This window comes from Winogradskyella sp. Asnod2-B02-A, from assembly GCF_045063645.1.
Taxonomy (GTDB): Bacteria; Bacteroidota; Bacteroidia; order Flavobacteriales; family Flavobacteriaceae; genus Winogradskyella.
Window position 1 is genome coordinate 20,429 of the sequence record NZ_JBEFOG010000025.1, and the last position, 12,910, is coordinate 33,338.

At 31.8% G+C, this 12,910-nt stretch carries 14 protein-coding genes; 12 read left to right on the top strand and 2 right to left on the bottom strand.

The window, feature by feature from the left end; translation table 11 throughout:
• Positions 1 to 67: 67 nt before the first annotated feature.
• Positions 68 to 1,135, top strand: coding sequence for a branched-chain amino acid aminotransferase (locus ACJJVO_RS01035; RefSeq protein WP_405569366.1), 1,068 nt, complete (start codon positions 68 to 70; stop codon positions 1,133 to 1,135).
• Between the two features lie 53 nt (positions 1,136 to 1,188).
• Here the strand turns inward: ACJJVO_RS01035 and ACJJVO_RS01040 are convergent, their stop codons facing one another.
• Positions 1,189 to 1,575: a hypothetical protein gene (locus tag ACJJVO_RS01040; protein WP_405569369.1), complete on the bottom strand. Its 387-nt coding sequence runs from the start codon at positions 1,573 to 1,575 to the stop codon at positions 1,189 to 1,191.
• 41 nt (positions 1,576 to 1,616) lie between these two features.
• On the opposite strand from ACJJVO_RS01040, the gene ACJJVO_RS01045 reads away from it, so the two are divergent.
• On the top strand, positions 1,617 to 1,802 hold the full coding sequence (locus ACJJVO_RS01045) for a hypothetical protein (RefSeq protein WP_405569371.1): 186 nt from the start codon (positions 1,617 to 1,619) through the stop codon (positions 1,800 to 1,802).
• Between the two features lie 97 nt (positions 1,803 to 1,899).
• Here the strand turns inward: ACJJVO_RS01045 and ACJJVO_RS01050 are convergent, their stop codons facing one another.
• Complete coding sequence (locus ACJJVO_RS01050) at positions 1,900 to 2,553, bottom strand: YceI family protein (RefSeq protein ID WP_405569374.1); 654 nt, start codon at positions 2,551 to 2,553, stop codon at positions 1,900 to 1,902.
• A gap of 151 nt (positions 2,554 to 2,704) precedes the next feature.
• Between ACJJVO_RS01050 and ACJJVO_RS01055 the strand changes: the two genes are divergently transcribed.
• The 10 genes from ACJJVO_RS01055 (at position 2,705) to ACJJVO_RS01100 (ending at position 12,865) form a co-directional block, all read left to right on the top strand.
• A complete protein-coding gene (locus tag ACJJVO_RS01055; RefSeq protein ID WP_405569377.1) occupies positions 2,705 to 3,259 on the top strand; it encodes a nucleotide exchange factor GrpE in 555 nt (184 codons plus the stop codon).
• 50 nt (positions 3,260 to 3,309) lie between these two features.
• Positions 3,310 to 4,437: a molecular chaperone DnaJ gene (dnaJ, locus tag ACJJVO_RS01060; protein ID WP_405569380.1), complete on the top strand. Its 1,128-nt coding sequence runs from the start codon at positions 3,310 to 3,312 to the stop codon at positions 4,435 to 4,437.
• Positions 4,438 to 4,820: 383 nt separating this feature from the next.
• Complete coding sequence (locus tag ACJJVO_RS01065) at positions 4,821 to 5,747, top strand: ABC transporter ATP-binding protein (RefSeq protein WP_405569382.1); 927 nt, start codon at positions 4,821 to 4,823, stop codon at positions 5,745 to 5,747.
• A 2-nt stretch (positions 5,748 to 5,749) separates the two neighbouring features.
• The gene (locus ACJJVO_RS01070) at positions 5,750 to 7,063 is read left to right on the top strand and encodes an ABC transporter permease (protein ID WP_405569385.1); all 1,314 of its coding nucleotides are present in this window, start codon (positions 5,750 to 5,752) and stop codon (positions 7,061 to 7,063) included.
• 3 nt (positions 7,064 to 7,066) lie between these two features.
• The gene (locus tag ACJJVO_RS01075) at positions 7,067 to 7,939 is read left to right on the top strand and encodes a mechanosensitive ion channel family protein (RefSeq protein WP_405569388.1); all 873 of its coding nucleotides are present in this window, start codon (positions 7,067 to 7,069) and stop codon (positions 7,937 to 7,939) included.
• Positions 7,940 to 7,950: 11 nt separating this feature from the next.
• Positions 7,951 to 8,841: a DUF6268 family outer membrane beta-barrel protein gene (locus tag ACJJVO_RS01080; RefSeq protein ID WP_405569390.1), complete on the top strand. Its 891-nt coding sequence runs from the start codon at positions 7,951 to 7,953 to the stop codon at positions 8,839 to 8,841.
• Between the two features lie 2 nt (positions 8,842 to 8,843).
• Positions 8,844 to 10,007, top strand: coding sequence for a sigma-54-dependent transcriptional regulator (locus tag ACJJVO_RS01085; protein ID WP_405569393.1), 1,164 nt, complete (start codon positions 8,844 to 8,846; stop codon positions 10,005 to 10,007).
• An 11-nt stretch (positions 10,008 to 10,018) separates the two neighbouring features.
• Positions 10,019 to 10,900 (top strand): PPK2 family polyphosphate kinase, encoded by an 882-nt coding sequence (locus tag ACJJVO_RS01090; RefSeq protein WP_405569395.1) that lies wholly within the window; start codon positions 10,019 to 10,021, stop codon positions 10,898 to 10,900.
• Positions 10,890 to 12,293 carry a M20/M25/M40 family metallo-hydrolase gene (locus ACJJVO_RS01095; RefSeq protein WP_405569398.1) on the top strand — a complete coding sequence of 468 codons (1,404 nt, stop codon included), beginning with the start codon at positions 10,890 to 10,892 and terminating at the stop codon, positions 12,291 to 12,293. The genes ACJJVO_RS01090 and ACJJVO_RS01095 overlap by 11 nt, the downstream gene beginning before the upstream one ends.
• Positions 12,294 to 12,298: 5 nt before the next feature.
• On the top strand, positions 12,299 to 12,865 hold the full coding sequence (locus ACJJVO_RS01100; protein WP_405569401.1) for a hypothetical protein: 567 nt from the start codon (positions 12,299 to 12,301) through the stop codon (positions 12,863 to 12,865).
• The last annotated feature ends 45 nt before the right edge of the window (positions 12,866 to 12,910 follow it).

Genomic DNA, 12,910 nt, shown 5'->3' on the forward strand with positions numbered 1-12,910 from the left:
TTTAAGGGAATATTGTTTTTTTTTAACGGTATCGATTATGTACTTTTGTTATTAAATCTTAATAATTATGGCTATTCATACAGATAAAATTAGTGTTGAAAAATCTAAAACATCTAAAATCGAAAATGTTGATTTTAGTAATTTAACTTTTGGTCGCGAATTTACGGACCATATGTTTGTCTGTGATTATGAAGATGGAAAGTGGCAAAATCCAAAAGTTATACCATACCAAGCTATGAGTTATGACCCTTCGGCTCGAGTTTTTCATTATGGTCAAGCCGTTTTTGAAGGTATGAAAGCTTATAAGGATGATGACGGAAAAGTGTTTCTTTTTAGGCCAAAGCAAAATTTTGATAGAATTAATAAATCTGCGCAACGATTAGCGATGCCAGCTTTTCCTGAAAATTATTTTTTTGAAGGTTTAGAAACTTTATTAAAGTTAGATAATGATTGGGTTAAGCCAGGTATTGGAAATTCGTTATATATACGTCCTTTTGTTATTGCAACAGAGCCAGCCATTTCTGCTTCTCCATCAAATACATATCGTTTTATGATTATTTGTTCACCAGCTCAATCTTATTACAATTCTCCAGTACGTGTATTAGTTGCTGAACAATTTAGTAGATCAGCAAATGGAGGTGTAGGTGCAGCGAAAGCAGCAGGTAATTATGCAGCTCAATTTTATCCTACGAGTTTAGCTCAAAAGGAAGGTTTTCAACAAATTATATGGACAGATGCTGATACACATACGTTTTTAGAAGAAGCTGGTACAATGAATGTCTTTTTTAGAGTAAACGATAAGCTCATTACTGCTCCTGTAAGCGATCGAATTTTAGATGGTATCACAAGAAAAAGTATCATTCAATTGGCTGAGGATCTCGGAATCACTTGTGAAGTTAGACAAGTAAAGGTTGAAGAAATTAAAGAGGCTGCAAGAGACGGAAGTTTAAAAGAAGTTTTTGGAGCAGGTACTGCTGCTGTAATTAGCGAGATATCAGCTTTTCAGCATAATGAAGAATTATTTGAAATAACTGGTGCTGAAGATTCTTACGCTAAGTTATTTAAACAAACTTTATTAAATATTCAGTATAATGTGTCTGATGATGTTCATGGTTGGAGGCGTGAAGTTAAATAATCAGTTCCTGAAAAAAAAAATATAAAGAAAAAGCAGCCTATTGGCTGCTTTTTTTATGATTCTAAAATGGATTTAATATGTGGTTTAAAATAATTAGGTCCTTTTAAAACCTTTCCATCTTCTCTATATATAGGTTCACCATCTGCACCTAATTTGCTCATGTTGCTACGTTGTATTTCTTCGAAAACTTCTTTAATCTTATGTTGCATACCATGTTCTATAATGGTGCCACATAAAATGTAAAGCATGTCTCCTAAAGCATCTGCAACTTCAACTAAGTCATTATTATTTGCTGCTTCTAAATATTCTTCGTTTTCTTCTCGCATAAGTTTATAACGTAGCATATTTTTTTCAATTCCTAAGTCGGCTTTTGGAGTTTCGCGATATCCAATTTTAAAAGCAGTATGGAATGCTTTTACTGCATTAATTTTGTCTTGCATAGTTGTTGGTTTAATCCTTATTTTTGCATAAAAATAAGAAGATGTTTAGTACTGGTCAATTGATTTTTGGAATATTATTTTTTATTGCCTTTGTAATAATTGTTGGCTATCAATATCGTAAAGATCTTAATCTGCACAAAAAATATTATAAAGGTACTATTTGGGTGCTTATTGCTTTTATAGGTTTTATAGGCATGATTGCTGCTATAAAGTTTATATTTATGTAAGTATTACTTTTTTAATATTCAAGTTTAAAACATAAAAACTGAGCACAAAAAAAGCAGTCATAATTTGACTGCTTTTTTTATAAACTTAAATTTTTATTTAAATTTTTTCTGCAGTTACAGTCACTTTCATTTCCATATCGTCATTGATAAATTTATCTCCTAAATTATCAAAAAATGATTTAGAACCATATTCAACATTCCATTTAGAACGGTCAATCGAAAAGGTTTCACTTTTTAAGATTACCATATTGTCATTAACCTCTGTTTTTACAGGGAAACTGATGTTGTTGGTTTTTTCTTTAATCGTTAAGTTTCCAGATAACATAGTTTTGCCATCTACTGTTTCTATACCTGTAACCTCAAAAGAAGCAGTTGGAAATGCTTCAACATTAAAAAAGTCAGCATTTTTAAGGTGACCTGTTAATTTTGCATTGCCTTCTTCTTCAACAGGTATATCAGCAACAACAATACTATTCATGTCAATAGTGAAATTACCACTTTCAACAACTCCGTCGTTAAGCTCTAATTTTCCTTCTTTTATAGAAATTGTACCGTTATGACTGCCTGTTGGTTTAAAACCTTTCCATTCAATCATGGATTTATCTGAGTTTACTGCGTACCCAATTGCAGTTATTTCAGCCACAGCAGCTTCTTCTGTGCTTGTTGTTTCAGCTTCTTTAGCTTTGTCTTTACAACCTGTAAATGCTATTAATGCAACAACAGTAAAAATTTTTAAAAATGATGTCTTCATGTCAGTAAATGTTTGTTTTAGTTTAAAGTTGTAAAGGTAAGTAATAGAAGATAAAAGTTTGATAAAAAAATGTTAATGACATTTTGACATTTTTATAATAATGGCAGTACTTTTGCCAATTCTAATTGAAAGCTAAAAAAGAACTCTAAAAATGAGTAAAAAAGATAAAAATAGTAAAGTAGAAGATTCGCAATTTGAGGATCAAACTTCTACAGCAGCAGAAGCAGTAGTAGAAGAGCAAAAGGAAACTAAAACTCCAGAAGAACAATTACAAGATCAATTGGTCAGTGAGAAGGATAAATTTATGCGTTTGTTTGCTGAGTTCGAAAATTATAAAAAACGAACAACAAAAGAGCGTATAGAATTATTTAAAACAGCAAGCCAAGATGTTATGGTGTCTATGCTGCCTGTTTTAGATGACTTTGAACGTGCTTTAACACACATTGAAGACGATAAAGAAGCTGAAGAATTAAGAAAAGGCGTTTTGTTAATCTATAATAAGTTAGTGAACACTTTAGAACAAAAAGGTTTAACTAAAATAGAAGTAAGGCAAGGTGATACGTTTGACGCAGATAATCACGAAGCTATTACGCAAATACCTGCGCCAAGTAGTGATCTTAAAGGAAAAATAATTGATGTTGTAGAACGTGGTTATAAATTAGGAGATAAAGTGATTCGTTTTCCAAAAGTAGTTATTGGACAATAATATTGAAAAATGAGTTTTTACAAAAGTAAAGACGCTGAATAAATTAGTTGATGAAAGAAGATTATTACGACATATTAGGAATTAGTAAAGGAGCATCTGAAGCCGAAATAAAAAAGGCATATCGTAAAATGGCATTAAAGTATCATCCAGATAAAAATCCCGATGATAGTAGTGCTGAAGATAAATTTAAAAAAGCTGCAGAAGCCTACGAAGTCTTAAGTAATGCAGATAAAAAAGCACGTTACGACCAATTTGGGCACCAAGCCTTCAATGGTGGCGGAGGTGGTGGCGGCTTCGGAGGAGGCGGCATGAATATGGATGACATCTTCAGTCAATTTGGTGATATCTTCGGAGGAGGCTTTGGAGGTGGAGGCGGATTTAGTGGCTTTGGTGGAGGCGGAAGACAACGTGTAGTTAAAGGAAGTAATTTGCGTATTCGTGTTACCTTATCGCTAGAAGATATTGCTAATGGTGTAGAAAAGAAGATTAAAGTAAAACGAAAAATACAAGCTCCAGGTACTACATATAAAACGTGTACTACATGTAATGGTGCAGGTCAAGTAACACGTGTTACTAATACTATTTTGGGACGTATGCAGACTTCTGCAGCTTGTCCTACTTGTGGTGGAGCTGGTCAGATTATTGATAAAAAACCTTCTGATGCAGATGATCACGGTTTAAAAGTTTCAGAAGAAACCGTAACGGTTAAAATTCCTGCAGGTGTTGTAGATGGTATGCAGTTAAAAGTTACAGGTAAAGGTAATGATGCACCAGGAAACGGTATTGCTGGAGATTTATTAGTAGCAATACAAGAAGAGGATCATCCAACATTGAAACGAGAAGGTGATAATTTGCATTATGACATGTATGTAAGTTTACCAGATGCTGTTTTAGGTAATTCAAAAGAAATTGATACAGTAACCGGAAAAGTTAGAATAAAAATAGAACCAGGTGTTCAGTCAGGTAAAATTTTAAGGTTACGTGGCAAAGGCATACCAAGTATTAATGGTTATGGTAAAGGTGATCTTTTAGTTCATGTAAATGTATGGACGCCAAAGACTTTAAATAAAAAGCAAAAAGCTTTTTTCGAAAGTATGAAAGAAGATGAACATTTTGTACCTAAGCCAGAAAGTACGGATAAATCTTTTTTTGAAAAGGTAAAAGATATGTTTTCATAAACGAGATCTATTTAATAAAATTTAGTATATTTGAATTATCGCTAGTGTAAATTAGCGATAATTTTTCTTTTTCATAGCAATTTTTTCCCATCCTTGTCTAACCATAAGGGTGGGTTTTGTTTTTTATGTAAAATCAGATTTTTAAATCCTTGATTGCATTATTATCTATAATTACTTCCTGTCTTAACAGATTTTTCAACTTTTTATAAAAGCATTTCAACTCGTAAAAAGAATTAGGCATTAAATCTTAGTTTTATAACTGCATTTTAAACCGGTTTAAAAAAAAGAATTAAAATTTGTAGAATTATTAGACCATTTTTATTCATAATCTATAACATTTAATATCTTTACGTAATAACCAAACCCTCAAAATTTAGTTAAATATGAATGACTTATTAGTTGCTAATTCCGTGTCTAAAAACTTCGGAAAATTTCAAGCGCTAAATCAAGTGTCTATTGCTGTACCTAAAGGTAGCATCTTCGGCTTGCTTGGTCCTAATGGAGCAGGAAAAACTACTTTGATCCGTATTATTAACCAAATAACAATGCCAGATCAAGGTGCTGTTTTTTTAGATGGCCAACCTTTAAAACCAGAACATGTTAGAGATATTGGTTATTTGCCAGAAGAACGAGGGTTGTATAAATCTATGAAAGTAGGAGAGCAGTGTTTGTATTTGGCTCAATTAAAAGGTTTAACTAAAACAGAGGCGAAAGAAAGATTAAAATATTGGTTCGATAAACTTGAGATAGGAGATTGGTGGAACAAAAAAATTCAAGAATTAAGTAAAGGTCAAGCTCAAAAAATTCAATTCGTTGTAACTGTTTTGCATCGACCTAAATTATTGATTTTTGATGAACCTTTTTCTGGTTTCGATCCTATTAATGCCAATTTAATTAAAGATGAAATTTTACAGCTAAGAGACGAAGGAGCTACCGTAATTTTTTCAACACACCGAATGGAATCGGTTGAAGAGTTGTGTGATCATATTGCATTGATTCATAAATCTAATAAAGTTTTAGACGGAAAACTAAACGATATAAAACGTCAATTTAAAACCAATACATTTGAAGTTGGTTTAGAATCTCCTAATAAAGACAAAGTATTTGCCGAAATTCAAGATAAATTTGAAGTGCTTCCTGCTACTTTTAGAAATCTACATGATGATATTAAGATGAATATTAAGTTGGGAGAGAATGCATCACCAAATGATTTACTTTCATTTTTAACATCAAAAGCAGAGGTGCATCATTTTGTAGAAGTGATCCCTTCAGCTAGTGATATTTTTATTCAAACTGTAAAAAACAACTAAAAATGAATCATTTACCCTTAATTATAAAACGTGAGTATCTTACTAAGGTTAAAAACAAATCATTCATTGTAATGACGTTTTTAAGTCCTTTAATAATGATTGCTCTTGCAGCTGTTGTTGGCTATTTGTCTCAATTAAATAATGATAAAGAACGTACCATTTCAATATTAGATGAAACGGGCTATTTAGAAGATGTATTTCAAAATTCTGAAAACACCACTTATACCGATTTAACGGGTTTAAGTTTAGAGAATGCCATAGCTTTAGTAAAGGAAAAAAAAGATTATGGTTTATTGCATATTTCTAGTGTAGATGTTTTAGGTGATGCAACTAATAAGATCAAATTTTATTCAGAAGAATCACCTTCATTAAGTGTTATTTCTGGTTTAGAGCAAAAAATTGAAAAACGCTTAAAAGAGGAAAAGCTTCAAAAAGATGGAGTTACATTAGCACAAATAGAAGCGTCTAAAACCAATATTGAAATTGCACAAGAAAGTTATGACGGACAAAAGAGTTCTAAAGCAGATAATGTTGTAAAACTTATTTTTGGTGGTGCTGCTGGTTACCTACTGTTTATGTTTATAATCATTTATGGTAATATGATTATGCGTAGTGTAATTGAAGAAAAAACAAGCCGAATTATAGAGGTTATTATTTCATCTGTAAAACCAATACAACTAATGATGGGTAAAATTATTGGTACATCTTTAGCAGGAGTAACTCAGTTTGTTATTTGGTCTATTTTGGGAGGAGTTTTTATGTTAGTGTTAGGTTTTGTATTTAATATAGACCTTTTGGCTATGCAAACACAGCAACAAGAGGTAGCAATGCAAACACTTCAAGATTCTGGAATGGAGCAGAGAATAGGTGAATTCTTTATTGCTTTTCAGAATTTACCAATGACTAATCTTATCATTGCTTTTTTATTCTTTTTTATTGGTGGTTATCTATTGTACAGTTCACTTTATGCTGCAATTGGTGCTGCAGTAGATAATGAAACGGATACACAACAATTTATGTTGCCTATACTTATGCCCTTAATGTTGGCCGTTTATGTTGGCTTTTTTACTGTTATTGAAGATCCTCACGGCACAGTCTCTACTGTGTTTTCATTTATACCATTTACGTCACCCGTAGTAATGTTAATGCGTATTCCTTTTGGTGTACCGCTTTGGCAACAAGGCTTATCTTTGTTATTACTTATTGGCACATTTGTTTTTGCGGTTTGGTTTGCAGCCAAAATATATAGAGTTGGTATTTTAATGTATGGTAAAAAACCAACATATAAAGAACTATTTAAATGGTTGAAATATTAATCAATGGTTCAGAATTTTGATGAAATAGAGGATAAAATTACTGAAAGTGGTGCTTGGGAAAAAACTCGAGATTTCCTAGGCTTACACATGGAAATTGGTAATGATATTAGCATTTCAATTCTTGATATTTTAATAGTCATTACGGCTATATTTCTTACTACAATTGTATTAAGAATTGTTTTAAAAATAATAACTAGAAATTTACCTGACGATGATAAAGGTAAATTTAGTGTTGTTTATGGTTATTTTAGATGGCTTATTTATCTCATAATTCTTTTAATAACATTACATAGTGTTGGAGTTAATGTTACAGCTGTTTTTGCGGCTTCTGCAGCACTTTTAATTGGTATTGGTTTAGCATTGCAAACCTTATTTCAAGATATTATTTCTGGAGTTTTTATACTTATTGATCAATCCGTACATGTTGGCGATATTATTGAAATTGATGGTAAAGTTGGTAGAGTAGAAGAAATTAAATTAAGAACTACAAGAGCAGTAACTATTGATAATAAAGTGTTAGTAATTCCTAATCATTTATATTTAGAAAATAGTTTGTACAATTGGACACAAAATGGAACTACAACGCGAGAAAGTGTAGAAGTTGGTGTTGCTTACGGAAGTGATGTCCAGTTGGTGAAAAAGTTATTATTACAAGCAGCGAGTACTAATGATAGAGTACTTTCAGAACCAGAACCAGCTGTTGTTTTTACCAATTTTGGAGATAGTTCATTAGATTTTAAATTGGTATTTACATTGTCTGATAGTTTTAAAGCACAGTTTCCTAAAAGTGAAATTAGGTTTGAAATTGATCGCCTTTTTAGAGAAAACAATGTGTCAATTCCGTTTCCGCAACGCGATATTCATATTATAAAATAGTATATTGTTTTATGAAACAAGGTTGTTCAAAATGTTATGTAATTCTTATTGTTTTATCTGTATGCCTTTTGCAAACTGTTAAAGCTCAACTTACTGATTTAGCACGTATAGAATATTCTTATATTCCTAATAATAATTCTGAAGATCATTATAGAAGATTAAGAGCTGTTTTAAATTATCCTATCAAAATTAAAAGCGATGATTATTTGATTATTGGTGGAGAATATAATAGAATTTTACTTAATCTAGAAGATGAATACCCTTTTGATACCAATCAATTAAAGAGATTACATGTTATTGATTTTAGTTTAGGTTATACTTTTAAGACAAGTGAACATTGGAGATTAGGAGCAAAAATAACTCCAAGAATAGCCTCTACTTTAACTGATAATTTGAGTATGCAAGATGTCTTTATCAATGGAGGTATTTTTGCAATTAAGGACAGATCTAAAGATAAAGATTTAGATAAACCGTATCGTTTGGTATTAGGTTTAACTTATAATTCTACTGCTGGTGTACCTTTTCCTCTGCCTTTTATTAGTTATTACAGACAGATTAATAACAGTTGGTCTTATAATATTGGTGTGCCAAAATCTAGTATTAAACATATATTTAATGAGAAAAATATAATTCAAGTTTTTGCTGGTTTAGATGGTTATTTTGCAAATATTCAAAAACCACTAGTTGTAAATCAAGAACAGGTAGATAATATTTCTCTTTCCGTTGCGGTTGGAGGTGTTGGTTACGAATATTGTTTTACAAAGCATTTAATTGCTTATTCTTATATTGGTTACACCTTTATATTAAGTAATCATTTGAGAGACGAAAATAGAGATAATGTATATAAATTAAATGATTTAAACACGTTCTACTTTAGAAGTGGAATAAAATTAAAAATATAATTATGCCAAAAATATTAATAATAGAAGATGAAGCTGCAATTAGACGTGTATTAGTTAAAATACTTTCAGAGGAAAATAACACATATCAAGTTGAAGAAGCAGAGGATGGTTTAGTCGGAATTGAAAAAATTAAAAAAGAAGATTACGATTTAGTGCTTTGCGATATTAAAATGCCAAAGATGGATGGTGTTGAAGTTTTAGAAGCTGTAAAAAAGATTAAACCAGAAACTCCAATGGTTATGATTTCTGGCCATGGTGATTTGGATACTGCAGTAAACACCATGCGCTTAGGTGCTTTTGATTATATTTCTAAGCCACCAGATTTAAATCGCTTGCTAAATACGGTGCGTATTGCTTTAGACCGAAAAGAGTTGGTTGTAGAAAACAAAATGCTGAAGAAAAAAGTAAGTAAAAACTACGAAATGATTGGCAAGAGTGATGGTATTGCTCGTATTAAGGATATGATTGATAAAGTAGCACCAACTGATGCTCGTGTTTTAATTACAGGTCCAAATGGAACAGGTAAAGAACTTGTTGCACATTGGTTACATCAAAAAAGCGAACGTTCAAAAGGACCAATGATTGAGGTGAATTGTGCTGCAATTCCATCAGAATTAATTGAAAGTGAATTATTTGGTCACGTTAAAGGAGCATTTACTTCTGCAGCAAAAGATAGAGCAGGTAAGTTTGAAGCAGCAAATGGAGGCACTATATTTTTAGATGAAATAGGGGATATGAGTTTGTCTGCGCAAGCCAAAGTATTGCGCGCCTTACAAGAGAGTAGAATTCAACGGGTTGGTAGTGATAAAGATATTAAAGTAAATGTTAGAGTTGTAGCAGCAACAAATAAAAATCTTAAAAAAGAAATTGAAGAAGGCAATTTTAGAGAAGATTTATATCACAGATTGGCTGTTATTTTAATAGAAGTGCCAGCGCTTAATGAGCGACGTGAAGATATACCGTTATTAATCAATTATTTTGCAGAGAAGATTTCTGGTGAACAAGGAAATGCTAAAAAATCATTCTCAGATAAAGCGATTAAATTACTTCAAAATTATGATTGGACAGGTAATATTCGTGAGTTGAGAAATGTTGTTGAACGTTTAATTATTCTAGGAGAAAAAGAAGTTAGTGAGAGTGATGTAAAAGCTTTTGCTTCTAAATAAAATTTATAATTATGAAAGATATTACTATAAAGGATTTTAAAATTTCTTCAAAAATCAATATCAAGGATTTACCAACATCGCTTGATTTAGGACTTAATAAAAAGAAAATTGAACGTGAACTAAGAACTGTAAGTGAAAATTTAGCAGACATTCAAAATACCATGTATGCTCATGGTAAATATGCTGTTTTAATGTGTATTCAAGGTATGGATACTGCAGGAAAAGATAGTTTGATTCGTGAAGTTTTTAAAGAATTTAATGTGAGAGGAATTGTGGCTCACAGTTTTAAAAAACCTACGGATTTAGAATTAAAGCACGATTATTTATGGAGACATGTTATTGCGCTACCAGCTAGGGGAAAATTTGGCATATTTAACAGAACACATTATGAGAATGTCCTTGTTACTAGAGTGCATCCTGAATATCTAATGTATGAGAACATGCCACATATTAATAGTTTAGATGATGTTAATGAAGCCTTTTGGGACAAACGTATTAATGAGATCAATAATTTTGAAAAACATATTGCTGATAATGGTACTATTGTTTTTAAGTTCTTTTTAAATATCTCTAAAGATGAACAGAAAGATAGATTGTTAAGGAGACTAGATAAACCAGAAAAAAACTGGAAATTTTCACCAGATGATTTAGACGAGCGAAAATGTTGGGATGAATATCAAACTTATTATGAAGATGCCTTAAACAGAACTTCTAAACCACATGCACCTTGGTATAATATTCCTGCAGACGATAAACCAACAGCGAGATACATTGTGGCAAAAATCTTGTATGATACTTTAAAAATGTATACAGATATTAAGGAGCCAGAATTACCAGCGCACCAAAAAGAAAATATAGATTTATATAAAGCCGAATTAGAAAATGAAGACTAGAATATTTACAATCATTTTATGTTGTTTTACAGCATTTAATTTTGCTCAGAATGACGAGTCTGTTTTAAAAGAAGTGTATAAGACATCCTTAACTAATGGACAAAGTTATGAGTGGTTAGATCATTTATCTAATGAAATTGGTGGTAGATTATCTGGTTCAAAAAATGCAGAATTGGCAGTTCAATATACCAAAGCCGAATTAGAAAAATTAGGTTTAGATAAAGTTTGGTTACAGCCAGTTATGGTGCCTAAATGGGAAAGAGGAGAAAAAGAAAAAGCATTTTTTGAAATTGCAGGCTTTGTTAAAGAAGTTAATATTTGTGCTTTAGGTGGTTCTGTGGCTACTGCTAAAGATGGAGTTTCTGCTGAGGTTGTAGAGGTTCAGGATTTTGAAGAATTAGCCGCTTTAGGAAAAGAAAAAATTGAAGGTAAAATTGTGTTTTATAATCGTCCTATGCAAGCCGATTTAATTACTACGTTTAGTGCTTATGGTGGTTGTGTAAATCAACGATATGCAGGTGCTATGGAAGCAGGTAAGTATGGAGCTGTGGGTGTTATTGTACGTTCTATGAATTTGAGACAAGACGATTATCCTCATACTGGCAGCATGAGTTATGGTGATTTACCAATTAATCAGCGGATACCTTCTGCTGCTATTAGCACTAATGGTGCTGAGGTTTTGAGCGAAGCTTTAAAACAAAATAAAGAACTAACGTTTTACTTTAAACAAAACTGTAAGCAATTTGAAGATGTACAGTCTTATAATGTTATTGGTGAAATTACAGGACAAAAATTTCCTAACGAATATATTATAGTAGGTGGCCATTTAGATTCTTGGGATTTAGGTGATGGTGCGCATGATGATGGAGCAGGAGTTGTACAATCAATGGATGTTTTAAGATTATTAAAAAAGAGCGGAATTAAACCAAAACGTAGTATCAGAGTTGTATTGTTTATGAATGAAGAAAATGGTTTACGTGGTGCAACAAAATATGCCGAAGTGGCTAAATCAAAAAATGAAAATCACATTTTTGCATTAGAAAGTGATGCTGGTGGTTTTACACCTAGAGGATTTTCATTTGCTGCTAATGCTACAAATTTCGAACAAGTATTAGGTTGGAAAGATTTATTTAAACCGTATTTAATTCATTATTTTGAATTAGGAGGAAGTGGAGCAGACGTTGGTCCATTAAAGTCAGATACTAATGTACTAGCTGGTTTGCGACCAGATTCGCAACGTTATTTTGATCACCATCATGCAGCAAATGATACTTTTGAGCATGTTAATAAGCGCGAGCTAGAATTAGGTGCTGCTACTATGACAGCATTAGTTTATTTGTTTGATAAGTATGGTGTAAATCCGATTTCTAGTAGTAAAAAAATTAAGGATTAAATAGCATGAATAAGTTTAGCTTAATTCTATTGTCTATATGTAGTATTTCAGGTTTTTCTCAAGATGAGACTTCTTTACCTTATCGTGAAATTCCAGATGACTCTGATAATTATACGGCAGGTACAGTTGCAGCAAGAATGATTGATGCATTAGGTTTTCGGTTTTATTGGGCTTCAGATAATTTAATAGAGAAGGATTTGGCTTATAAAGCAACTGATGAAGGCAGAACGTCATTTGAAACGATTGAGCATATTTATAGCTTATCAAAAACAATTGTAAACTCTACTCTTAAACAATCCGACTCTAGAGAAAAAGAAGATTTAAGTTATTCTGAATTACGATCTAAAACCTTACAGAATTTAAAAATAGCGGCAGATATTTTACGAGAGAGCGAAGATATTTCGCAATTCAAAATTATTTTTGGTAAACGCGAAATCCCCTTTTGGAATCAGGTAAATGGACCAATTGCTGATGCAATTTGGCATTGCGGCCAACTTGTAATTTATAGAAGGATAACAGGTAATCCTATAAATCCCAAAGTGAATCATTTTTCAGGAAAAGTGAGTGATTAACTCATAATGAGAAGCACAATGTTTTACATGAAAGATGACTTAAAT